Genomic DNA, 22,258 nt, shown 5'->3' with positions numbered 1-22,258 from the left:
ATTTCAGGTGTTTACTGCCGCGGTGCGACCAAATCGTAGCTCGCCCAGCGGTCATGAGCGGCGTTCAGGCGGCGCTGTTTGTTGGCTTTGCGAGCCTGTTTCACCTCGGCGCGAGCCACTCGTGCCGCGCTCAAAGTTGCAGGGTCTCCCGTAGGTGCTGGCTTTCGGACCGTTTGGCTAACTGACTCCAAGGCATCGGGGACAGGCATCTCAATATCGCGAACCGTCCGATAGAGACGTATCCCCCGCAAAATAATCCACACGGTCGTCGCCACAAAAATAGCCACGGCACAAATTACGGCGATGAGCCACACGATACCCTGAACACTCATAACTCAATCTTACCCATCCGTTACCGCCCGCGTGGAGTCGAGTTCGGCATAGCGAGCCAAAGCCGCGGCACCCGTCTGTCGAGCTGCCTCCACTACGGTCTGGTGTGCAGGTCCACCAACAATGGCTGTAATATCGGTGGCGAGAATCTGTATCACCCGCTGCAGCCAGGCAGGATCTTTCACTTTCAAACGCACCCGGTATGTGGTCGCGGATTGTTCCACCGTCTGGGCATGAAGAATCGTGTCAACGTAGGATTTCGCCTGATTTTTCAGCTCCAGATCGACCGTCTGGTACTTGTAGCTGGGTTTTTGGGGAAGTTTTTCGGGAATCGGATCCGCGGTGACATGCAGGTCACTGAGGCGATCCAGGCGGTACTTGTGCCACTTGCGTTTATCCAGATTCACTCCCACCAGATACACATGGTAGCGATCCGTATAGACAGACTGGGGTGCCACTCGGCGCAGCGCAGTATCCCAGCTGGCATTGGTATAGGTGAAAACGACCGTGCGACCCTGTTCTATCGCCCGATTCAACGTTTCCAAAGAGCTCTGAATCGAGGGCGGCACCGTGTTCGTCACCAGTTGCGGGGCGGTCAGTTCATGCACCTGCCCCAACCAGGAGGCAACCTTCAGACGAGCGGTCGCAATCGCCTCTTGTGACGACGGTGCCAAATATCCGGCGACTTCCAGCCCCAACAGGAGGGACAGCGCCTCATGGGCGCTAAAGGACGGGGGCATCACCCAACTGCGAGAACCGTTGACTTCAATCGTTCCGTCTTTACGAATCGAGGGCAGGAAACTGTCATAGTCAGAATCTGCGTTGCTGGCTGCCGCGTCCAAGTCCAAAAAATCCCAGATAATGTTTTTGATGTCAGCAGGCTGCAGACCAAAATGTTTAGCCAGTTCAGCTACGGTACAGGTGTTACCTGCCGCGCTGTGTTTGAGGATAAACGTCATCACTGCCAGGGATTCAGCTGTGACACGCGTCTGATTATCTATAGAAACACCGGCGGTGCGGTGGCTAAACTCGTCGAACTTCAGCCGTCCGGTTTCAGACTCGCCCGCCGTCAATTTAAGATGAGTCAGACGCTGAGCCGCTTGTACGGTCGCCGTCACAAGTTTCGGGGGGTCCAGCACTGCCAGGTGCGCCATTGCTTCGGTGGCCAAACGGCTCCAGGTATAGAAATCCGGTCGTTTGGCACGATACAGATTCCATCCTGAAGGAACCCTGTCTAGTACGTCCAGTCCCAGTTTCGGCGCTTGGCGGGCGAAATCGGCATGCTCACAGATGAGTTCCGCATTCATGACGGCTTCGGAGGCTTTTTCAGAATCCGCCACAAAAATGACCCGTTCCAGGGGGCTCTCCAGAGAAACGTTGCGCGGGGATTCAACGTGTTCCGCAACGTCAAAGGTCTGGTTCGTAATCACCGGGTTACTGAGTCGAGACAACTTAAAGGTCCGGAAACCTTGGCGAGTTTCGTCAAAACCGCGAACGTAGAAAAAACCGCGCGACAGCATCATCCGCGTGGGTCGCACCCGTCGATGCGTAGCTTCGCCATAACGTGCCTGATAATCAAACTCAATTATCTGTGCCGCGGCAATTGCCCGAAAAATATCCTGCGTAAACCGCGAAATGAGTGCTTGAGATTGCACTGCTAGCGGATTTTCGGGGTCGATTTCGCTGACGGAACGGACATGGGAATCAATCTGGGTAAAGTCGCCTTCTAATAATCCCAGTGCGAGGTGTACCCAGACTGATTCAGCAGCGTCAAAAGCCAAGTGCGTTTGACGACTTACATCGGGTCGCAGCAGGTATCGGTGGGCAGTCCCCGCATTGTTGCGTTCATCTTGGACGATAATCCCGCCCAGGATTTTATTCAGAGTTTTAATATCATTGCGGATTTTGAGGCTGTAAGCGTCATGCAGCTGCGTCTGGTCGGTGTTGTGGCTGACAGGCAGGTAAGGTCCAATGGTGGCATTGTAGGCGGCATAGATTTCGTCATAAGTTAGAGGGCGGGCATTTCGATAAAAAATCGTTAAAAGCCCCTGGTAACGTCGCGATGCTGAGGCAAGTTGCGATTCACTAGGGAGGTCTTCGCGCCATTCATAATCGTCGTCTGCATCGAAAACGTCGGACTCGCTGGATACCTGGTGCATATAAAAATTATAGCCGTGCGCCTTCAGGATTGTTCTGAACCCAAGCGTAAAGCGGCTATGCTTAAGCCGTGATGATTCGGAAAGCACGTGTTCTGGAAGTGCGGCGGCAGACTCCCCATCAGGTTTTGCTCTGCGAAATTGTAGCTGCGCCTCCCCGACAAGATTCCGGACCTGCCGTGAGTTTCCAGCCCGGTGACACCTGCCGAGCCATCTGCTATCCAGAGTTGCTCGGTGCCGCGCAGCCCGATGACATCATCCAGATTGAAGTTTCTCCCCTGGCAAAAGCCCTGGGTACCGGTGGTGAAGCCATGGTTCTGGCTAATGAAACTCGTCTGCCGGCGGACGAGCTGCCTAATCCCGGTCACCTGGTGAAGGCTCGCTATACCCCGCATCAAAAGGTCGTGTTGGGAGCGGACGAGCCGGACAGCCCCTACCACTCTCTGCTGCGTTCCGCTGATACGCTAGATGGACTTCCCGTTTTGGTGACGGATTTGCATTCGGCTCTGCCGGCTATCGTGGCGGGATTCTTGCACCGCAACCCGAGAGCCCGGCTGGTTTATATTCAAACCGATGGTGGCGCTCTGCCGTTAGCGTATTCCCGTACCGTAGCCCAAATGCGTGAGTCCGGCAGTTTAGCTGCCACCATTACCTGCGGGCAATGCTTTGGGGGCGATTACGAAGCCGTGAGTTTTCCTTCTGCCCTGTTCGTAGCGTCTGCGGTGGTAAAAGCGGACGCAGTCATTGTGTCACAAGGTCCAGGTAACCTGGGTACCGGTACGCGCTGGGGTTACTCGGGGGTGGACGGAGCACAATTTTTACATACCGTCTCGGCGTTAAACGGTCATCCGATTGCAGTGCTGCGCATGTCCAGTGGTGACGCTCGCCCCCGCCACTACGGAATTTCGCATCATTCCTTAACCATGCTGACTTGGATGGGATTGCCTCCTCTGGATGTGGTACTTCCAGTTTTCGACATAGACAATCCCGTTGAAAAGACCCTCGCCGATCCGAAAGGAACCTTCACGCCCCTGGTGAAGTCCCAACTGAGCCTTCTGCAGGAACACCACCGGGTTATCAGCCAACCCACCACGGGACTGTACGCAGCTCTGGAGGAGTTCCCGGTGAAACTTTCCACCATGGGCAGGACCCTAAGCGAAGACCCAGCCGCTTTCCTCGCGGCGGCAGCCGCGGGAGCCTACGGTGCCACTGTGCCCGTCCCTGAAGCCAAGAAATCAGAGAACGACCCCGCGCTGCGTCACTGAGGGGACCACAGTGTTACAGACGGCACGCTTTCAGGTCAGTCACAATGATTCCACGTGCCCCCGCCGCATAGAGACGATCCATAATGAGGTTCACATCCGCGGCTTTCACCATGACGCGCACAGCTTTCCAGGCATCCTCAGCTAAGTCGGAAATGGTTGGAGATTCAATACCGGGCGTAATCGCTAACAAGTCTGCAAGTTGGGCGGAAGGAGCGTTGTAGTCCATCAGCACGTAGGTTCGCGCTACCATCACGCCCCGCAGGCGTGCTGCCAAAGTTTGCAGCTGGGCATGAGTCTCCTGTCCCGCGGCAGTAATCAGCAAGGCCTCAGATTCCATCAAAGGTTTCCCGAAAGTATGCAAACCTGCAGCTCGCAACGTAGAACCAGTCTCGACCACATCAGCAATCAAATCGGCGATACCCAGCTGGACTGAAGACTCCACCGCACCGTCCAGGTGTACCACGCTGACCCCAGAAATTTCATGCTCGTCGAGAAACTTTTTCAGCAGCAAGTCATAGGAAGTCGCGACTCGTTTGCCCTGGATATCCTCCAATTCTTGGAACTTACCCGCCGGTCCAGCAAACCGGAATGTGGAACGGGCAAAGTCCAACCCCAGATATTCCACCGCGGCTACTCCGGAGTCAATCAGCAAATCCCGCCCGGTAATACCGCAAGACACGACCCCGGCACCGACATAAACTGCAATGTCACGCGGACGCAGGAAAAAGAACTCGACATCGTTGCTTTTGTCAATAATCGTCAGCTCACGTCCCCGCCGAGTTACCTTGTAACCGGCTTCTTTTAGCATCGTGACCGCCGGTTCGCACAGTGACCCCTTATTCGGCACCGCGATTCGTAACATGGCTGATTCCCCTTTTCTCAAACTATTGTGACTGGTTTCCGGGTGTTATCGGACGCAAACTTTAGACGAAGTTGCCCCTGTCCTACATATGTTGATAGATGTCTTGGGGAGTAAACCCTTTCGCCACCATCATGACCTGCAAATGATAAATGAGCTGTGAGATTTCAATCTGGGCGGCTTCATCCGATTCATATTCGCACGCCATCCACACTTCGGCAGCTTCTTCTACAATCTTTTTGCCAATCCCGTGGACTCCCCTGTCTAGCTCCTCAACCGTGCGGGATCCCTCCGGACGTTCGTTCTTTCGGCTTTCAATAATCTCATACAGTTCTTCGAAATTATTCACGTTTAAAGATTATGCAATGGCAGAAGTTTTCCCAAATATCAATATGACAGAATTAAATATGGGTGTATGCCATCCGGATCCTCCGAGGTTCCCCGCATCTATTTCGTGGCTGAAGAATGGGCCTGCAGCGACTGCCACGGTCGGGCAATTTTTTCTAAACCTGCCTGGTCCAGAGAACTGAGGTCGACTTTTTTATCCAACGCTCCGATTTCATCTAAAAGGGCTATCATGTCCTTGAATTTTTGCGGGTCGGGAGCGGCAGCGCGACCAGGGTCAGCCGGGTCGTAGTCAGGCATTTGCTCCAACTCCAGCGTCGCCTGATTGACTTTCTTGGCAGCCTGCAAGGAAGCAGCGGTGTTAAGCGTTTGGTCATACTTTTTTGTGTATTCCACCGCTTTTTCTGGATTTTGCTGGATACTGTTGACGGCTTGCGCCATAGCGTTGATGACGCCCTCATTCACAGAATCTTGGGTTTTACAGTTTTCGCCGGTCGTCACCACGGCAGCACCGACTAACGGCAGATTTGGCGGCAGCGGAATCTCGGTCACTGCGAGCCCTGCCAACTGGAACTGGACCAGGTCATTATTGGAAAATCCGACCACCGCATCAACTTTTCCGGTGGCCATTTGAGTCTGTTGGGTATATCCGATTTCCGAAATTTTCACGTCATCCAGACTCAAACCCGCCTGCTGTAAACCTGCCTGGAAACCAAACCAGCTCGAGCCGAAGCGACCCGGTACGCCTACGGTTTTTCCTTTCAAATCCGCCCAAGAGGTAATCCCCGATTGCTTGGTGGCGATAACTTCCACCGGATATTTTTGGTAGAGGATACCCGTGACGCACAAATCCATACCGGCGGATATCGCCTGTACCGCTTCGTCAGCAAACGCCACCACGTAGTCCTCTTTGTGGGACAAAAGGGCGTTGAACAGTCCCTCATCAGCACCGTGGTGACGCAGGTTAACGGGCTGCTGGCGGACTCCCCCACCACCGTCCCAACGGAACAGCCGGTCTTGGGCTGCCACATAGAACGGCGCAAACTGTACATTGGGGATATAAGTCAAACCGATTGTGACCGCCCGGTTCGCCCCGGCAGGACTACCGGCAGACCTCGCGGAACTTCCCTTTTCCGCAGTGGAACCGGCAGCACAACCCGCGAGGAGTACGGCACTCATCGCCAACCCTGCTAGGGACTTGATGAAACGATGTGACATTTTCTCGTGAACCTTTCTTAGAGACACAGCTAAACTGCGTTTACAGTTTTGGAATGACGCTCCAGGCGATATACCCCCAGGTAAATTAGCGCGGCGACGGTGCAAATCATGATTAAACTCACGAACATGCCCGGTGTATCCACGTTGTGTGACTGCAGAGTAATCAGGGTGCCCATACCATGCCCACCGATGACCATCTCACCCACCACTGCCCCGGTGATAGACAGGGTCACACCGTTACGGATGCCCCCCAGTAAAGACGGCAATACCAGGGGAATCTCCATGTATCGCAACAAGTCCCAAGTTCCGGCACCATCGAGTTTGGCAGCTTCTAAAATGCTGGCGTTCAGGTGATGCAAACCCACAGTGGTAGAAACCAAAATGGGGAAAAACACCATCAACGCGCACAACATCGCGATGGCGAGACGCGGAGTCGGCAGCCAAATCAACAGCAGCGGCGCCAGAGCTACTGCCGGAACCGCTTGGGAAGCTCCCAAAAACGGCTGGACTGCCGCGTTCAGGAGTCGCAGATGATGAATCGCAAAAGAAAGCGGCACGCTCACTATCAATCCCAAAACGGTTCCGCCCGCCGCTGCCAGCAAGGTGTTTCCCAGGCAAACCCAAAAAGTTTTCCCGCTCAACAGCTCCACACCGGAGCTAACTACATCGCTGGGACGCGGCAAAATAAAGGTCGGAATGTTTCCAGAACTCGTCGCGAGGAACCAGACTGCCACAATGAGCAACGCTAAAGAAAGCGGGGCAATGACATTGAGCGGTCGAAATCCCGAGACGGCATGAAACGTTGGCGTTGCCCGGTTCTGACTCATCGACATCTTCACCCCTTTCGGTGCAGCACCTCATTGGACAGCCCAGGGCAAAGAAAGATGAACGCTGACCAACGCCTGAGTAAGCAAACCCAGGCACGGTGAAACGCACGGCTCTTCCCATCCGGACTATAACCGTCGGTATCGGAATTTCACCGATTCAACTCGTGCAAGCACGAGGTCGCGGACTTTAACCGCCGGTGCTGAATCACACAGCCCCCAGAGCTATCTACAGTATAGCCCCTCAGCGAGGCGCTGCGGTCAAATTTCCGGAGGAGGCTAATGGGTATGGTCGGTTGCACCAATGGTGCGCAACGTGGCGATAGCCTGTTCGGGGTTGCGCTTGAACACATAGGACCCTGCCACCACCACATTTGCTCCGGCTTGCAGCACAAGAGGCAAGGTATCATCGTTAATTCCCCCGTCAACTTCAATGTCGAGGGGCAAGCGGGCGTCTTCGGCATATGCGCGCAGCTGGCGAATCTTGGGAAGAACCTCAGGGATAAACTTTTGCCCCCCAAAGCCCGGCTCCACACTCATGACTGTCACTTGGTCAAAGCGTCCCAAAATATCTTTAATGGCGCTGGCAGGGGTCGCTGGATTCAACGCAATGCCAACTTTGGCGCCCAAGCTGTGCAGTACGTCTGCGGTTCGTATCGGGGCACGGGAAGCTTCCAGGTGGAAACAGACGATTGCGCAGCCAGCCTTGGCATATTCCAAGGACCAACGGTCTGGATTTTCAATCATCAGGTGGGCATCAACCGGCAGTCTGGTGGAGTTTAACACCGCCGTGGCGGTGGGCAGTCCCCACGTCAGGTTGGGCACAAAGTGATTGTCCATAATATCGAGATGAACCCCATCAGCGCTTTTAATGTCTTGCAACGCTTTGGCAAAATGCATCTGGTCACAGTTCAGCACGGAGGGATAAATCTTAAGGCTCATATCAAATCCATTCTTTCTTCTATTGTCTGATTTCGAGGTCTGTTTCGGACTGTTTTGGTGCTTCTGTAGGGGACTTTTTCTGTATCAACGCCAGGAACATGGCGTCGGTACCGTCTCGGTCAGGCCACAGCTGCAGGTACGGTCCTGGACCAAGGTCATGTTCCGAGTTGACGATAATCTCACGCGCTACCGCGGGGGCATCGAGGACTCGCAAATCCGCGCGATTTTTCACTGTGGTTTCTACCACCTGGCGGGTCTCAGCCAGATGCGGGCTACAGGTCGCGTATCCCACCACGCCCCCAGGCTTGACAGTTTCCAATGCGGAACGCAGCAGATCCTGCTGTAGGGCGGTCAAATCCTTTAAATCGGTGGCGGATTTGTTCCACCGGGCTTCCGGTCGACGCCGCAGCGACCCTAAGCCCGAACATGGTGCATCCACCAGAACCCGATCGGCCTTGCCGGGATGAAGTCCCCCGAAATCGCGACCGTCGCCTTGTAATACCTGCACGATTTGGTCTGTAAATGCTTTCGTAGAGTCTCGCACCAATTCAGCCCGGTGCGGCGAAACCTCATTAGCAATGACAGAAACGTCACGTGAGCGCGCCAGCCCCGCCAGCAGTGCCGTTTTCCCGCCCGGACCAGCACACAAATCGACCCAGGTCCGCTCCACCCCCGTCACGGGTGCTGCTGCCAAGACTTTGGCAACCAGCTGCGAGCCTTCGTCCTCAACCCCGGCGAGACCACGCTCCACCGCACGCAGCCGCCGCGGGTCGCCTCCAGACAGCACCACTGCGCAATCCGAGAGCTCACCCAAACGTGTGTCTGCATCGAGATAAGTTTCGGCAGCGGTCGCCAGCTCATCTGCACTAATCAACCCTGGTCGGGCGCACAGGGTCACGTAGGCAGGACGATTTTGGGCGTGCAAAAGTCCCGGTAGCTCACCGGCATCACGACCCGTGGCGACCAGGGCATCGCGCAGCGCCCACACAATCCATTCCGGATAGGAAAACGCTCGACTCAGGGCTTTTTCTCCGGTCAGTCCCGAAGTGATGGCATCGAGCCAATAGGACAGGTCATGTTCCGTAACCTTGCGTAACACCGCATTTACCATTCCTGCCGGACCGGCAGATAAACGGTCGCGTGCCAGGTCAACCATGGTGTCTACCGCGGCATAATCTTCCACTCGCATCTGGAGGATCTGATGAATCCCCATCCGCAACACCGTCACTAACTCCGGATCCAAAGCTGCGATGTCTCGGTCACTCAGCAGCCCGATGATAGCGTCGTAGCGTCCTTGTAAACGCAGGGTGCCATACACCAGCTCGGTGGCAAAAGCCGCGTCACGTCGATGCAACCGTGCTCGTTCAATCAGACCGGGCAAAACCAAGTTTGCGTAAGCATGGTCTTGGTCTACCCGGCGCAAGGCTTGGAATGCGACGTCACGAGCGGGGTCGCGCCGGGTTTTACTGCGATAGGCGTAACCGGTGCGGGAGTTACGGAAATTTCGTCCCGTGCCCGTGGATTTTGCAGGGTTGCGCGGTGTACGCGGCTTACCTCCAGAAGATGTCCCGGGATGCTTCACTCTTGTCCCCCCATCGAGTGCGAAGGTTCAAATTTCGCACCGCTTTCCAGGTGGGCTCCACGCGCCCACGCGTCAGCTGGCATAGGTTTTTTTCCGGCGGGAGCCACCGCGCCTAAACAAACAGGGGCGGAACCGGTGCCAACCCACACCTCGTGACGAGTGGTAAAAATCTGACCGGGTTCCAGAGACGGGATAGGCATCGTTACGGGCGGATTTACTTCCAGTACACCCAATTTCATGCGGGAACCCTGCCACATCGTCCAGGCTCCCGGAGAAGGCGTAAATCCTTTAATCTGGCAGGCAATCGTGTCATCTGCAGCGGACCAGTCAATTTCACCTTCTGCTGGCTGCAACGGCGACGCATAAGTGATGCCGATGTCGGATTGCGGTTCCGGCGCAACGCCTCGCGCAATCATGGATAGCGCTTGTTCCAGCGGTTTGACGCTGAGTTCGGCAAGTTCTTGCAATACGTCTCCCGCCGTAGCTTGCTCCGGCACCGTATAAGAACAGGTCGCATAAATGGGACCAGTGTCCAAAGCCTGTTCCAGTTGAAATACCGTCACTCCAGTTTCAGTATCCCCCGCTTGCAAAGCGCGCTGCACCGGGGCGGCACCCCGCCAGCGTGGCAACAGTGAAAAATGGATATTAATCCACCCAAACTGAGGAATCTCTAAAATGTCAGCCGGCAGAATCGCCCCGTAAGCCACGACGATGCCCAAATCAGGCTGGAGGTCACGCAAAAATGTGGCAGCTTCTGCATTATTCTTTAGAGTTTTAGGCTGATAAAGCATCAGGTCATGCTGAGTCGCGTAACTGGATACCGCTGACGGAGCCATTTTCCGCCCTCGTCCGGAGGGCGCATCCGGGCGTGACAACACCGCCACCAGGTCGTGTGCAGATTGCTCAAGGTATTCCAACACGGGAAGGGCAACTGGGGGGGAACCGGCAAAAACAATACGCATGCAATCTATCCTATCTAAGTTCAACTGGGGTTTTTCGAGGAGCTGACACTACTTATCCGATTTGACCGGCAGGATCGGGAGGATCCACCACGATACGCAAACCGCTACTACCGGATTTACGTTCGCGCGCATTTTGGAGTTCCACCGCGCGCAATGCCCGCCCAAATTCTTGGCTATCACGCAGCGACACTGACACAAAAGCGGTGCTGAGTGCGGGATTATCACGTGCGGGAACCGGACCAAATACCATGATTTCGGGGAAATCCTGGCGCAAAAATGCCAACACTTCACTCAGTGATGACCCTTGCAGCAAAGCCGTGCGCCACGCGGGGGCAAAGTGACCCGCTTCGCGTTCCCGCAAGTCATGGGCAGCAAAACTCCAGGGATCCCAACGTACCAGGGCTTGTTCCAGACGCGAATCAATCCGGTTGGTCACCAAAATACGCCCTTCTGGTTTTACCAAGGATCCGGCTGCTAAAAATTGCCGCATGAGTTCTTGGGCAGTCCACAACGCGGTCCGATTAGCCCACATGTGAGCCCGCAGGATAACCGCAGCTTCGTATCCCCCCGTGGCGAAAGGTTCACCGCCTGGATAGGCTATGACCAGGCGTGAGGCTCCGTCTACGAGACCAATTCGTCCTTTTCCGGGACGCGAAACCAACACCGACACTCCCGAAAAAGCCCGCCCAATATCATCAATCACGGTACGTGACTGCAGGTGGCGACCGCGCAGTTTCGTGCTGGCACAGCGCAAACAGGCATAGTGTGCGGGGACATTACCACAGCGGGTGCAGACCAGGCGGGAACCTTCAAAGGTCAACGGTCCAGCACACACTTCACACACAGCATTAGCACCGCAGTTTGCGCAACTCACGACCGAGAACGCTCCATCGGGGGGAATCAGCAGTAAAACCGGTCCGGATTGCAGACCCCAGCGAACCAGACGCAAAGCGGCATTTGGTAGGAGCATTGCCCCCGTCATCCCTTCTGCCAACTGAGCATCCTCGCTGAGGAATTCAAATCGTCCCGTGCATTGGCGCAAGACCTCGCGATTGGGAGCCAACCCGCGAGCAAAGTGACGGGTCACGAGCTGCAAATCCCCTGCGTTGACTGAATAATGCGCCAACACTAAGGCTATGCCACAGAGCTGAGAACGCATCAGCAGGACTTGTCGGGCAGAAAAGTTCGGGAACATGTCCGAGCTAAGGGACCAAGCCAAATCATCCCAGAGAAAAAACAAACCGGGGCGCGCCAACGGTAAGAACACCGCACCGCGGGTGCCGACCACCACTGCGGCAGTCCCGAAACGCGAACGCAAAAATGTTTCATAGGAAGCTGCAGTGGGAATTTCTGAGGTGTAGAGCACCACTTGATCCGAGTCGGCGAAGTAGTCACGCAAATACAGATATGCCTCGTCGGCTTGTTCTACCGTAGGCATCACTATCAGGGATTGCTCCCCGTTCGACCATGCCGCCGACACTAACTCAGCGATGGGCTGAAATCGCGACGATGGCTGGAAATGCGGATTATTCCCCAGTGGCAACGCGCTGACCACAGCACGAGGGTGGCGTCCCTGACACAAGTCAGAGAAAAACTCGACGCCGCCTGCGTAGCGTGCCCAAGTTGTTTGTTCTGGTGGTGGCACGGTGACTGGAATCGGGTCCAGCTCGGAAGGGGCGGTAGAAAAGTCCTGTTCTACCTTGACTCGCCGCTCCGGCAGGGCGTAACGCAATAGGGCGGAAGGTCCCGTCCCGTAGTACAGAGAGACATTTTCCAGCAGTTCCAGAGTGGGGATGTCCAACAAGGGCAGGTCACCCAAAGTCCGTTCGATTTCCCGCAGCGGTTTTTGCCAATCAGTACTATCCTTGCGTTCCACGATGACCCCGGTGTAGCGTTTCGTCCCCACTTTCACTTTCACCAGCACCCCTGGAACCGCCACAGCATCGAGTTTCGCAGGAATCAGGAAGTCAAGAGGATGAGACAAAGCAGGAGCAAACGTATTGAGCAGAACTGCTGCCACAGGCTTTTCCACACCGTGGACCCGCACCTCCCGAGGTTCGGGAGGTGCGAAATCGTCCAGCGGCAAAATCGGTTCAGAAAACACGACTTAATTACAGCTCATACCCCGGAGACGAAAATCTAACAGTTGTCATTTCATCCCGATAGTCAGGGCAAAACCCTGCCCTGCCCCGCAGTCGGCTTCACTGAAAATAATCCTTGAGAGCTTGCGCTCGATTGGTCTCTTCCCAGCTGAAACCGTCTCGTCCGAAATGTCCATAGTTGCTGGTGTAGCGGAAAATCGGACGAGTCAAATCCAAATCTCGAATGATGGCCGCAGGTCGCAAATCGAAGGTCTCACGAATCGCCGCTGCCAGTTCCTCATCCGACACGACTCCGGTCCCGAAGGTTTCCACCGACAGAGACACCGGATTGGCTCGACCAATGGCATACGCGATTTGGATCTCGCAACGCTTCGCCAGACCTGCCGCCACGATGTTCTTGGTTATCCAACGCAGGGCGTAAGACGCAGAACGGTCGACCTTTGAAGCGTCCTTGCCAGAAAACGCTCCTCCCCCGTGACGTGCCATGCCCCCGTAGGTATCGACGATAATCTTGCGACCGGTCAAACCGGAGTCTGCAGCAGGTCCGCCGATAATGAACTGTCCCGAGGGGTTCACCAAAATTTCCGCGTTTTTCGTGTCCAATTCGATATTCAACTGGTCGAGCACCGGACGAATCACCTCCGCTTCGACCATGGCATGGAGCTCAGCCTGGGTGCGATCGGGAGCATGTTGGGTGGATACCACGACGGTCGACAGGGCACGTGGCACCCCGTCCTCGTACTCAATAGAGACCTGAGTTTTGCCGTCGGGACGTAATCCGGATACAATTCCCTCTTTGCGCACCTGAGCCAGGCGTTGGGAGAGTTTATGTGCCAACCATATCGGCATGGGCATCAAATCCGGGGTTTCATCACAGGCATAGCCGAACATGATGCCTTGATCCCCGGCACCCTGCTCGTCCAGAGGATCGTAGGCTTCCGGACGCTGACGCACTTCCAGAGAATGACTGACGCCCGCTTCGATGTCTGGCGATTGCTGCCCCAGAGACACCATCACGCCACAGCTGCGTCCATCGAAACCAATATCCGAGGACGTGTATCCAATCTGGGCGATTTCGTGGCGCACAATGTGGGGAATCTCCACGTAGGCCTCAGTCGTCACCTCACCCATAACATGCACCAGTCCGGTCGTAACGAACGTTTCTACCGCAACGTGCGCCGCCGGATCTTGTTCCAAAATAGCGTCCAGGATTGAGTCGGCAATCCGGTCACAAACCTTATCGGGATGTCCTTCAGTGACAGATTCAGATGTGAAAGTTACTTTTTTACTCATAAATTAATTCTAGTGACTTTGTGAGATTTCTCCAGCTAGCCGCAACATAGCTTGTGCCACCTCAAATTTCGTGCCGCTGGCTTGACCTCGTTCGTTTCCTTGGGAATCAAAAAATATCAAAGTGTTGGTCGCGGTCGCAAAGCCGTGACCGTCCCCTACACGATTAACACACAGCAGGTCAGCGCCCTTATCCAGAGCTTTCTTACGACCGTTCTCCCGTACCTGTGCTTCGCTGCCGGCCAACGCCCCAAATCCGACAATGGTCTGTCCTTCGCGCCGCTGTCGAATCAGGTTCAGAAGGACGTCTGGGGTACGTTCCAGTTCCAAGGTAGGGATTGTTGCGTCGTGGCGGGAAATTTTTCCGGCAACACGAATCGGGCGAAAGTCAGCTACTGCGGCGCACATGACCACCAAGTCTGCCTGCGGCGAGAAGGCGGTCATATGGTGCAGCATATCCTCAGCGGTAGGCGCGTCCACAACCGTCACTCCGTGAGGAATCAACGCAGCTTCCACATTGGCAGCCACGAGAGTGACCGCTGCGCCAGCCTCAAGGGCAGCCCGAGCCACTTCGCAACCCTGGCGCCCGGTGGAACGATTCCCTAAAAAACGCACCTCGTCCCAAGGCTCGCGGGTTCCCCCCGCGGAAACCACTACAGAACGAAAACTCATGGGGCGACCTTGTGAAAACTAATTATTTGAACCGGGGACACTCACACCTAGCTGTGTCAGAACCTCATCACAGATGACTTCAGGTTCACTCAAACGTCCCATGCCATAAGTGTTGTCAGCCAGCTTACCGGTTCCGGGACCGATAAAATGCCAGCCCCAATCACGCAGCACCGCAGCGTTTTCCTGTGTTGCCGGGTTCTCCCACATCGTAGGATGCATAGATGGCGCGATGAGACGTGGGCAATTTACCGCGAGAGCGACCAGCGTGAGAAACTCGTCTGCCATGCCTACGCGGAACCGCGCCATCAAATCGGCAGAAGCCCCCACCGTTAGGAACAGGTCAGTTTGCCTGGCCAGAGTAATGTGGGTGATGAAGTCCGGAGTCTGAAATACGTTGGTGTGAATGGGGTGATTACTTAGGGATTCCCAAGTCGCTTTTCCCACAAAATTGAGGGAATCGACCGTGGGACAAACCCACACATCAACGCCGGCAGCAATGAGATTGCGCAGCACCTCGATGGCTTTGAAAGCAGCCACGGAGGCGCCCACCCCCAAAATGACGGTTTTTTCAGGAGCGTCGGGGGCGCTGCTATCAGGCGTCGTCATCTTTCGCCAGCCCCTCGGGGAAAGATGCTGCCAAAGCTGCCAGCGGATCCACCGGTGCCGGCGTGTCTTCCTCAGGAGTTTCTTCCTCGGGCTCATCGCCCTTCAGCTCCATGTCCAACATGCCCTGGGCGATTTCGTGCATCGCGATGGACAGTGGCTTTTCTCGCGGACCGTGTTCAACCAGCGGACCGATAGTATCCAACAAACCAGCTTCCAGCTGCTGATTGTACGTGTTAATCTGGCGTGCGCGAGCCGCCGCGAAAGCCACCAAAGCGTACTTGGAATCAACGTTTTCCAACAGGTCATCAATAGGCGGGTCGGTAATGCCCTCGGGGCGGGCGACGGTTCCGGTCATAAAAGTTTCCCCTCAATAGTGAATTTGGTTTCTTCAGCCCAGCTATCCTAGCGCAAACCCATAATTTTAGCCAGTTGCGCGGTGGTGGCGGGCACTTCGTTATTGACCACAATCTCATCAAATTCCGTGGCGGCAGCCAGTTCTGTGCGTGCCGTATTGAGGCGCAGGAGCTGTTCTTCGGAAGATTCCGTACCGCGACCTTGCAGACGACGCACCAGCTCTTCCCAAGACGGGGGTTTGAGGAAAATGGTATGAGCATCCGGGCGTTTCGCTTTCACCTGCCGGGCTCCTGCCAAATCGATTTCCAACAGAACCGGTTTGCCCTGACGCAATGCCTCATCGACCGGGTCAGCGGGAGTACCGTAATAATTCTTGCCGTGGACTCGTGCCCACTCGAGCAGACCCCCGGATTCAATAAGCTGCTCAAATTGGGGATTCGTCATAAAGAAATAGGACTGCCCGTCCACTTCCCCCGGTCGAGGGTCACGAGTGGTGGCAGAGACAGAAAGATAAAACTCACCCGGAAAAGTCGCACAAAGCGAACCTACCACTGTTCCTTTTCCAACAGCGGTAGGTCCGCTAAGTATGAACAGCCGGGCAGCGGAGCCGGCAGCGACCATCAGCCGAAACGCTTGATAAGTTCGGCAGTCTGGTGGGGTCCCAGACCACGAATGCGACGAGCGGGGGAAATCCCGATTTCTTCCATTGCCAAAGCGGCAGTTTTAGCGCCAACCCGAGGCAGCGACTCCAGCAAGGACTGAACTTTCATCTTTGCTAGGGCTTCGTCCTTTTCGGCAGCCTTAAGGATTTGCGATAGCGTCTTTTTGCGGTTCTTTAAATCAGCTTTAATCTCAGCACGGTGTTTACGCGCCGCAGCCGCTTTCTTCAAAGCTTCTGCGCGCTGTTCAGCGGTAAGTGGAGGAAGTGCCATTTGCTAAACTCCTGTTTTCTGACTTCTTTGTGAACGCGAATTGGTCAATGACCAACTCTATTGAGCATTCTATACAGGATTGCTTCACGAAATTAGGGATTTAAGGGAATCTAAATTTTCTTTGAATGCTGCCTGCAGCGCGCTCGGTTCCGGACCGCAGCGTAAAATTCCGCGAGAACTCGAAACAATAATCCGTTCAGTGGCCTTTCCAAACACTGTGGCGATACTTTCAGTGTTTCCACCCTGGGCTCCAAAACCAGGAACCAGCAGGGGCGCATTAGCGGCATCTAGCAAAGGCTCTAGACCGCGCATCCGCTCCCCTACAGTAGCCCCAACCACCATGCCCACGTGACCCCAGTGTCCCGCTTGTGCCGCCTCGTTATTCTCCGCACCCACACGTTGCATAATGTCCGCAGCCAGGGAAGATACCGGCTGTCCGCCCGCATTCATAATCATCGCTGATTGGACGGGAGCAGACTCTGGGTTTGAAGTTAACGCGAGCACAAAAGTCCCTTTTCCGTTCTGTTTTGCCAAGTCCAGCGCGGGACGCAGCGACTCAAATCCCAAGAAAGGACTCAACGTCATCGCGTCCGCTTCCAACGGTCCTTCTGACAGATACGCCCTTGCGTAAGCACTCATAGTAGAACCAATGTCACCGCGCTTCACATCCGCAATACTGATTGCCCCGACATCATGAATCGCCCGCAATGTCGCGGTGAGCGCAGAGATTCCAGAAGTGCCGTATTCCTCGAACAGCGCCGACTGCGGTTTAAAGAATCCACACAAATCACCCAGCGCGTCTATCACGCGCATGGCGAAATCCCAGACGCCGGCCCCGCTGCGTGGCAATCCCCAAGCATCCAGCAGCTCCGGATGAGGATCAATGCCCACACACAGGGGACCCTGGTTCGCAATGGTTTCCAAGCAGCGTTTCCCGAAGGGTTTAACAGGATTAGTTTCCGGCGCAGCGCTCATAGCTTCCCTTTCGCAGTTAGTGTCAAGAATCTGCTCGAGCGACTACGCTCGAACGTCTTGAAAAGTTATTTTATGCCTTACCGGGGTTCCGGGTAACAAACTTTTCCATTTTCAGTTCACGTTTCCCCAAAAGATTGCCTGCGACGGTCCACTCTTTAATTTATTTGGTGGCGCAAAGTATTTGGAATCGGAATCGCGCGTTGAAACTCGAGCTCCTTCGCGTCGCTCATTAAGCAACTTCGAAGGCTTTGCCCACTTAGACAAAGCCTTCGAAGTCGATTTAGTTCAGATATAACCCGGCGACACAGACCGGGGATAACCGTGCAGATTGCAACCCAGATTGGGCAGTTCCGTCACGGTCATACTTTCAGCGCTGGTCGAGCGGGATAGCCGTGGCATCCATAATCGTGAACTCGCCCTTCCACATGGTGTACCGCGACTGACCGGGCAGCTCCATGCCCAGGTAGGGTGTGTTTGTGGACAGGGAATGCTGGGAGTTCAGGTCAATAGTGCGGCGTGTGGAGGGATCCCACAAGGTCAGGTTCGCCGGTTTACCGGTGACGATGCCCTGACCCTGTTCTTTGACTCGCCCGATGTGTGCCGGCGCGGTGGACATGACTCGTGCCACGTCCTCCCACGTGAACTTGCCGGTATCGACCATGACTTTCTGGACCACCGGCAGAGCGGTTTCCAAACCAATCATGCCGCAAGCCCCAGCTTGCCACTCACAGTCCTTATCTTCCAGAGGATGTGGCGCGTGGTCGGTGCCGATGCAGTCGATAGTGCCGTCCAGCAGACCTGCCACCACGGCTTCGGTGTCCGCAGAGGTGCGCAGCGGCGGGTTGACCTTGTAGCGCGGGTCGTAAGTTTGCGCCTTATCTTCGGTCAGCAAGATATGGTGCGGGGTGGCTTCGGCAGTCACGGCAATGCCGCGGCTCTTGGCCCAACGCACAATGTCAACCGAACCTGCGGTAGACACGTGACAAATGTGGACTCGTGAACCCACGTGAGAAGCCAACTGAATATCACGCAAGATAATGGCTTCTTCCGCCACCGCCGGCCATCCAGGCATACCCATTTCCGCTGACAGCGGAGACTCGTTCATCTGGGCGCCTTCGGTCAGACGCGGATCCTGGGCGTGCTGCGCGACTACACCGTCAAAGGTTTTCACGTATTCCAGAGCACGACGCATCAGTACCGGGTCAGAAACGCATTTACCATCATCAGAAAACACCGTGACGTGAGCATCCGAACGGTTCATAGACCCCAAGTCAGCCAGGTGTTCACCTTGCAGACCGGCGGAAACGGCGCCAACTGGGCACACCTGCACCCAGCCCGCCAGGTTCCCCAAGTGGACAACCTGCTCGACGATACCGGCGTTGTCCTGAACCGGGGTCGTGTTAGCCATCGCGTGAACACAGGTGTAACCACCATAAGCAGCTGAGAGGGTCCCCGACGCGACTGTTTCCGCGTCTTCGCCACCGGGTTCGCGCAGGTGAGTGTGCATATCAACCAGACCGGGCAGAGCCACTAAGCCGTTGGCATCAATGGTGGTAGCGCCAGCCGAAACGGCATCCGCCGCGTTGGCTCCTACCCCTGCAAAAATGCCGTCTTTGACAGCAATGTCAGCCCCTTTACCGTTCGGCAGGGTTACGTTTTTAATCAAATATTCCTTCACAGCAGGCCTCCTTCCGGCGCGAGCAAAAGGTAGAGGGCAGCCATCCGGACGCTCACGCCGTTCCCAACTTGTTCAACAATGACAGATTTTGCGGAATCTGCGGCTTGGGCGCAGATTTCCACCCCACGGTTCATCGGACCGGGGTGCATGATTACCGTGTGTTCCGGCAGGTTAGCGAAACGGACATTATTCAAACCGTAAGCGCGGTGATATTCGACCACGGAGGGGAAATAACCGCCACCGGCAGAGCTCATACGCTCGCGTTGTACCCGCAGCATCATGACTGCGTCAGGGTCGGTTGCCAAAGCCGCATCCAAGTCGTAGTTCACATCACATTTCCAATTTTCCACTCCGACCGGCATCAGGGTCGGCGGACCAACCAGGGTCACGTGGGCACCCAAAGTTGACATCAGGTCCACATTGGAACGGGCCACACGAGAGTGCAGGATGTCGCCCACGATCACCACGTTGGCTCCATTGAGGTCTTTGCCCGCCAAGTCACCGCCGCTCAAACCGAGGTAGTGGCGGCGCAGTGTCATCGCGTCGAGCAGAGCCTGGGTAGGGTGCTGGTGTTCACCATCACCAGCGTTAAGCACCGGCACGTCAGACCACCCGGCGTTAGCCAAACGGTAAGCCGCTCCGGAGGAGGAATGACGGATTACGATACCGTCAACCCGCATTGCTTGCAGGGTCAAAGCCGTGTCTTTCAAAGACTCGCCTTTGGCTACTGAGGATCCTTTCGCGGAAAAGTTGATGACGTCCGCGCTGAGACGCTTGGCAGCGGTTTCAAAAGAAATCCGGGTGCGGGTGGAGTTCTCAAAAAAGAGGTTGACCACGGTTTTGCCGCGCAGGGTCGGCAGTTTTTTCACCTTTTGAGCCTGGGTCATCGCCATAGCTTCGGCAGTATCCAAAATTTTCAGGACATCATCGTGGCTCAAATCAGCCGCAGAGAGCAAATGTCGCATAGTCTTTATTCCTTCCCGTCTGCAATAATCACGGCGTCTTCGCCGTCACTGTCTTGAAGTTTTACGAGTATCTGTTCCGCGCGTGACGTGGGCAGATTCTTGCCGATGTAGTCGGCGCGAATCGGAAGTTCACGGTGACCGCGGTCCACCAGCACGGCTAACTGCACCTGGGCAGGTCGACCGTGGTCATTCAAAGCATCGAGCGCAGCCCGGATGGTTCGTCCGGAATAAAGCACATCGTCGACCAGGATGACCGTCTTGCCGTCAATGCCGCCCTTGGGCATCACAGTGGGCTTCGGGACTCGTATCGGTTGACGGGAAAGATCATCGCGGTACAGAGTGATGTCCAAGGTGCCAACCGGGACGTCTGTATCGGGATTATTTTCCTTTAAAAAAGACCCCAACCGATTGGCTAAATCAACGCCACGGGTGGGGATTCCTAACAGAACGACATCTTCAAGACCTTGGTTTTTCTCCATTATCTCGAAGGCCAGTCGTTTCAGCGAACGGGCAATGTCAGCACTGCCCAACACTGTTTTTTCCATATTTTTCCTTTCTGCCTCACAGGGCAAAATTAAAGGTTTTATAGCGACTCAATAGTACACGTTTTTTCTGTCACCTCCGAATCTCACGCCATGACGCCGAAAAATGGGTCAGTTATGGTGTCTCTGCACGCAACAGACACACCACCGCCCACAAATCTCAACATCGGGCGTTTTCAGGCTAAACTCGGGGAATTAATCGCCGATAATAGGGTTATGGACGAGAAACGCGAGCTATTAATGCAGCTTCTTTTTGGCAACGAGGACAAGCCGGGATTGAGTAACGAGGTCACCCAACCAGACAACTCACCAGAGGCTGCGGCTCGTTTCCAAAAGTGGGCAAAAGCACAACAGAAAGCCCAAACCATCAACGAGACTTTGGAGAACTCGGAAAAATCCGCGGACATCTTGCGTGAAATGATGAATCGAGACTAACTGCGGACTCTATTCCAGGCTGTCTAAGTCAATCTGTTCCAAAACACCGCCCGCCGCTGCGGTCTTGGCGACGGTATCGAAGCTCTGAGGTACCGAGGACTCAAGTTTGGCAATTGTCTCACCACTCAAAGTTTGGTCAGTCTCAGTATTGCTCAACGTATCCCTCATGTCGTCGATGGCGCCCAGCAAACCGTTAATAAATTTCGGCGATTCGTCAGTCGATCGTTCCTCTGCGATTTGCATCGCCGCGGTGATAGCGACCGGTCCAGTAACATCAGGATTGAACAAGATTTCCCAAGCCGCGACCCGCATAATCGCCAGGTCGACCTCCGGCATCCGATGCAAAGGCCAGGCTTTCGAGTACGTAGCTAGAGCTGCGTCAATCCGCTCCAAATGCTCCGCCACGCCTTCCAATATTTCCACGGCATACGCCGGTAATGGAGTTTGGGCGGTAGTCTCGTCTTGACGCAGCTGAGACAGAGAAAATATGCCTTCAGGAGTGTCCCAGCCCCGCACGTGCGCCTCATACAGCACGTCAACGGCACGTACCCGCTCCCGCGTGCGTCGCGGCAATTTATGTCCCACGGTCTCATCCCCTCGCGAAAATGCGTAACGCGAGCCGGAAGCCTGCGCCCCGGCTCGCGTCCACGACAGTATTAATCAGTGACCCGCGAAATGTAGTCGCCAGAGCGGGTATCAACCTTCACTTTGTCACCGATATTCAAGAACAGCGGTACCTGAATGTCGTATCCCGTCTCTAGGGTGGCAGGCTTGGTGCCCGCATTGGAGCGGTCACCTTGCAGACCGGGTTCCGTATGCGAAATCTCAAGCACGACCGAAGCGGGCAACTCGATAAACAAAACGTTGCCTTCGTTGAAAGCCAGGATGCATTTCTGGTTTTCCAACAGGAAGTGCGCGGCATCCCCAACTATTTCAGGGGTGACGTTGACCATTTCGAAGGTCTTTTCGTCCATGAATACGTAATCGGTGCCGTCGTTGTATGAGTAGGTCATGTCGCGACGATCCACGGTCGCGGTTTCAATCTTTAGTCCCGCGTTAAAGGTCCGGTCAACGATTTTGCCCGAAAGGATGTTCTTAATCTTGGTGCGCACGAAAGCCGGTCCTTTACCGGGCTTTACATGTTGGAATTCGACAACCTGCCACAACTGGTTGTCAATCTTCATCACCAAGCCGTTTTTCAAATCATTAGTCGTTGCCACGTTT

The 22,258-nt window shown here is 55.2% G+C and carries 24 protein-coding genes and 1 riboswitch; of the genes, 2 read left to right on the top strand and 22 right to left on the bottom strand.

Annotated elements, in window-relative coordinates; all coding sequences use genetic code 11:
- Positions 1–11 precede the first annotated feature (11 nt).
- Both HMPREF0576_RS03205 and HMPREF0576_RS03200 read right to left on the bottom strand, forming a co-directional pair.
- Positions 12–332 (bottom strand): hypothetical protein, encoded by a 321-nt coding sequence (locus HMPREF0576_RS03205; RefSeq protein ID WP_004010673.1) that lies wholly within the window; start codon positions 330–332, stop codon positions 12–14.
- A 9-nt stretch (positions 333–341) separates the two neighbouring features.
- A complete protein-coding gene (locus HMPREF0576_RS03200; protein ID WP_004010672.1) occupies positions 342–2,489 on the bottom strand; it encodes a WYL domain-containing protein in 2,148 nt (715 codons plus the stop codon).
- A 68-nt stretch (positions 2,490–2,557) separates the two neighbouring features.
- On the opposite strand from HMPREF0576_RS03200, the gene HMPREF0576_RS03195 reads away from it, so the two are divergent.
- Positions 2,558–3,751, top strand: coding sequence for a DUF3866 family protein (locus HMPREF0576_RS03195; protein ID WP_004010671.1), 1,194 nt, complete (start codon positions 2,558–2,560; stop codon positions 3,749–3,751).
- Between the two features lie 13 nt (positions 3,752–3,764).
- On the opposite strand, the gene hisG is transcribed toward HMPREF0576_RS03195, so the two are convergent.
- From hisG to pyrR, 18 genes are all read right to left on the bottom strand, one after another.
- Positions 3,765–4,613, bottom strand: coding sequence for an ATP phosphoribosyltransferase (gene hisG, locus HMPREF0576_RS03190; RefSeq protein ID WP_004006805.1), 849 nt, complete (start codon positions 4,611–4,613; stop codon positions 3,765–3,767).
- 82 nt (positions 4,614–4,695) lie between these two features.
- Positions 4,696–4,959, bottom strand: a complete 264-nt coding sequence (locus tag HMPREF0576_RS03185) for a phosphoribosyl-ATP diphosphatase (protein WP_004006804.1) — start codon at positions 4,957–4,959, stop codon at positions 4,696–4,698.
- Positions 4,960–5,057: 98 nt separating this feature from the next.
- On the bottom strand, positions 5,058–6,173 hold the full coding sequence (locus tag HMPREF0576_RS03180) for an ABC transporter substrate-binding protein (protein ID WP_004006803.1): 1,116 nt from the start codon (positions 6,171–6,173) through the stop codon (positions 5,058–5,060).
- A gap of 29 nt (positions 6,174–6,202) precedes the next feature.
- Entirely contained in the window at positions 6,203–7,006 is an 804-nt protein-coding gene (locus HMPREF0576_RS03175) for an ABC transporter permease (protein ID WP_013189554.1), read from the bottom strand.
- 99 nt (positions 7,007–7,105) lie between these two features.
- Positions 7,106–7,228, bottom strand: a riboswitch (FMN riboswitch).
- Positions 7,229–7,276: 48 nt separating this feature from the next.
- Positions 7,277–7,939 carry a ribulose-phosphate 3-epimerase gene (gene rpe / locus HMPREF0576_RS03170; RefSeq protein ID WP_004006801.1) on the bottom strand — a complete coding sequence of 221 codons (663 nt, stop codon included), beginning with the start codon at positions 7,937–7,939 and terminating at the stop codon, positions 7,277–7,279.
- Positions 7,940–7,958: 19 nt separating this feature from the next.
- On the bottom strand, positions 7,959–9,521 hold the full coding sequence (locus tag HMPREF0576_RS03165; protein ID WP_004010670.1) for an RsmB/NOP family class I SAM-dependent RNA methyltransferase: 1,563 nt from the start codon (positions 9,519–9,521) through the stop codon (positions 7,959–7,961).
- Positions 9,518–10,483 carry a methionyl-tRNA formyltransferase gene (gene fmt / locus HMPREF0576_RS03160; protein ID WP_004010669.1) on the bottom strand — a complete coding sequence of 322 codons (966 nt, stop codon included), beginning with the start codon at positions 10,481–10,483 and terminating at the stop codon, positions 9,518–9,520. Before fmt ends, HMPREF0576_RS03165 begins: the two co-directional genes overlap by 4 nt.
- Before the next feature lie 52 nt (positions 10,484–10,535).
- Complete coding sequence (locus HMPREF0576_RS03155) at positions 10,536–12,587, bottom strand: primosomal protein N' family DNA-binding protein (RefSeq protein ID WP_004010668.1); 2,052 nt, start codon at positions 12,585–12,587, stop codon at positions 10,536–10,538.
- Between the two features lie 97 nt (positions 12,588–12,684).
- The gene (metK, locus tag HMPREF0576_RS03150) at positions 12,685–13,878 is read right to left on the bottom strand and encodes a methionine adenosyltransferase (RefSeq protein WP_004006797.1); all 1,194 of its coding nucleotides are present in this window, start codon (positions 13,876–13,878) and stop codon (positions 12,685–12,687) included.
- A gap of 9 nt (positions 13,879–13,887) precedes the next feature.
- Complete coding sequence (locus HMPREF0576_RS03145; RefSeq protein ID WP_004006796.1) at positions 13,888–14,547, bottom strand: phosphopantothenoylcysteine decarboxylase domain-containing protein; 660 nt, start codon at positions 14,545–14,547, stop codon at positions 13,888–13,890.
- A gap of 18 nt (positions 14,548–14,565) precedes the next feature.
- Positions 14,566–15,153, bottom strand: coding sequence for a flavoprotein (locus tag HMPREF0576_RS03140; RefSeq protein WP_004006795.1), 588 nt, complete (start codon positions 15,151–15,153; stop codon positions 14,566–14,568).
- Entirely contained in the window at positions 15,140–15,508 is a 369-nt protein-coding gene (gene rpoZ / locus HMPREF0576_RS03135) for a DNA-directed RNA polymerase subunit omega (RefSeq protein ID WP_004006794.1), read from the bottom strand. The genes HMPREF0576_RS03140 and rpoZ overlap by 14 nt, the downstream gene beginning before the upstream one ends.
- A gap of 47 nt (positions 15,509–15,555) precedes the next feature.
- Entirely contained in the window at positions 15,556–16,128 is a 573-nt protein-coding gene (gene gmk / locus HMPREF0576_RS03130) for a guanylate kinase (RefSeq protein ID WP_004010667.1), read from the bottom strand.
- The gene (gene mihF, locus HMPREF0576_RS03125) at positions 16,128–16,439 is read right to left on the bottom strand and encodes an integration host factor, actinobacterial type (protein WP_004006792.1); all 312 of its coding nucleotides are present in this window, start codon (positions 16,437–16,439) and stop codon (positions 16,128–16,130) included. Before mihF ends, gmk begins: the two co-directional genes overlap by 1 nt.
- Before the next feature lie 84 nt (positions 16,440–16,523).
- Complete coding sequence (gene pyrF / locus HMPREF0576_RS03120) at positions 16,524–17,414, bottom strand: orotidine-5'-phosphate decarboxylase (protein ID WP_004010666.1); 891 nt, start codon at positions 17,412–17,414, stop codon at positions 16,524–16,526.
- 367 nt (positions 17,415–17,781) lie between these two features.
- Positions 17,782–19,092 (bottom strand): dihydroorotase, encoded by a 1,311-nt coding sequence (locus tag HMPREF0576_RS03115; protein WP_004010665.1) that lies wholly within the window; start codon positions 19,090–19,092, stop codon positions 17,782–17,784.
- Positions 19,089–20,057: an aspartate carbamoyltransferase catalytic subunit gene (locus HMPREF0576_RS03110; RefSeq protein WP_004010663.1), complete on the bottom strand. Its 969-nt coding sequence runs from the start codon at positions 20,055–20,057 to the stop codon at positions 19,089–19,091. Before HMPREF0576_RS03110 ends, HMPREF0576_RS03115 begins: the two co-directional genes overlap by 4 nt.
- A gap of 5 nt (positions 20,058–20,062) precedes the next feature.
- A complete protein-coding gene (pyrR, locus tag HMPREF0576_RS03105; RefSeq protein ID WP_370446370.1) occupies positions 20,063–20,632 on the bottom strand; it encodes a bifunctional pyr operon transcriptional regulator/uracil phosphoribosyltransferase PyrR in 570 nt (189 codons plus the stop codon).
- A 183-nt stretch (positions 20,633–20,815) separates the two neighbouring features.
- On the opposite strand from pyrR, the gene HMPREF0576_RS09500 reads away from it, so the two are divergent.
- Positions 20,816–21,034: a hypothetical protein gene (locus HMPREF0576_RS09500; protein WP_236585885.1), complete on the top strand. Its 219-nt coding sequence runs from the start codon at positions 20,816–20,818 to the stop codon at positions 21,032–21,034.
- Between the two features lie 9 nt (positions 21,035–21,043).
- On the opposite strand, the gene nusB is transcribed toward HMPREF0576_RS09500, so the two are convergent.
- Positions 21,044–21,619: a transcription antitermination factor NusB gene (gene nusB / locus HMPREF0576_RS03095; protein WP_004010661.1), complete on the bottom strand. Its 576-nt coding sequence runs from the start codon at positions 21,617–21,619 to the stop codon at positions 21,044–21,046.
- A gap of 71 nt (positions 21,620–21,690) precedes the next feature.
- Entirely contained in the window at positions 21,691–22,254 is a 564-nt protein-coding gene (efp, locus tag HMPREF0576_RS03090; protein ID WP_004006784.1) for an elongation factor P, read from the bottom strand.
- Positions 22,255–22,258 lie beyond the last annotated feature (4 nt).

Source organism: Mobiluncus holmesii ATCC 35242, assembly GCF_000185445.1.
Classification (GTDB): Bacteria; Actinomycetota; Actinomycetes; order Actinomycetales; family Actinomycetaceae; genus Mobiluncus; species Mobiluncus curtisii.
Note: the sequence above shows the minus strand (reverse complement) of the source record. Positions and strands in the feature narration are given on the sequence as shown.

Bases quoted from the DNA above. Each gene is read 5' to 3' on its own strand.
- HMPREF0576_RS09500 (WP_236585885.1), top strand. From the start codon at position 20,816: ATGGACGAGAAACGCGAGCTATTAATGCAGCTTCTTTTTGGCAACGAG.
- HMPREF0576_RS03110 (WP_004010663.1), bottom strand. From the start codon at position 20,057: ATGCGACATTTGCTCTCTGCGGCTGATTTGAGCCACGATGATGTCCTG.
- HMPREF0576_RS03200 (WP_004010672.1), bottom strand. From the start codon at position 2,489: ATGCACCAGGTATCCAGCGAGTCCGACGTTTTCGATGCAGACGACGAT.
- gmk (WP_004010667.1), bottom strand. From the start codon at position 16,128: ATGGTCGCTGCCGGCTCCGCTGCCCGGCTGTTCATACTTAGCGGACCT.
- hisG (WP_004006805.1), bottom strand. From the start codon at position 4,613: ATGTTACGAATCGCGGTGCCGAATAAGGGGTCACTGTGCGAACCGGCG.
- fmt (WP_004010669.1), bottom strand. From the start codon at position 10,483: ATGCGTATTGTTTTTGCCGGTTCCCCCCCAGTTGCCCTTCCCGTGTTG.
- metK (WP_004006797.1), bottom strand. From the start codon at position 13,878: ATGAGTAAAAAAGTAACTTTCACATCTGAATCTGTCACTGAAGGACAT.
- HMPREF0576_RS03140 (WP_004006795.1), bottom strand. From the start codon at position 15,153: ATGACGACGCCTGATAGCAGCGCCCCCGACGCTCCTGAAAAAACCGTC.
- rpe (WP_004006801.1), bottom strand. From the start codon at position 7,939: ATGAGCCTTAAGATTTATCCCTCCGTGCTGAACTGTGACCAGATGCAT.
- pyrF (WP_004010666.1), bottom strand. From the start codon at position 17,414: ATGAGCGCTGCGCCGGAAACTAATCCTGTTAAACCCTTCGGGAAACGC.
- HMPREF0576_RS03205 (WP_004010673.1), bottom strand. From the start codon at position 332: ATGAGTGTTCAGGGTATCGTGTGGCTCATCGCCGTAATTTGTGCCGTG.
- HMPREF0576_RS03175 (WP_013189554.1), bottom strand. From the start codon at position 7,006: ATGTCGATGAGTCAGAACCGGGCAACGCCAACGTTTCATGCCGTCTCG.
- mihF (WP_004006792.1), bottom strand. From the start codon at position 16,439: ATGGCACTTCCTCCACTTACCGCTGAACAGCGCGCAGAAGCTTTGAAG.
- HMPREF0576_RS03145 (WP_004006796.1), bottom strand. From the start codon at position 14,547: ATGAGTTTTCGTTCTGTAGTGGTTTCCGCGGGGGGAACCCGCGAGCCT.
- HMPREF0576_RS03180 (WP_004006803.1), bottom strand. From the start codon at position 6,173: ATGTCACATCGTTTCATCAAGTCCCTAGCAGGGTTGGCGATGAGTGCC.
- rpoZ (WP_004006794.1), bottom strand. From the start codon at position 15,508: ATGACCGGAACCGTCGCCCGCCCCGAGGGCATTACCGACCCGCCTATT.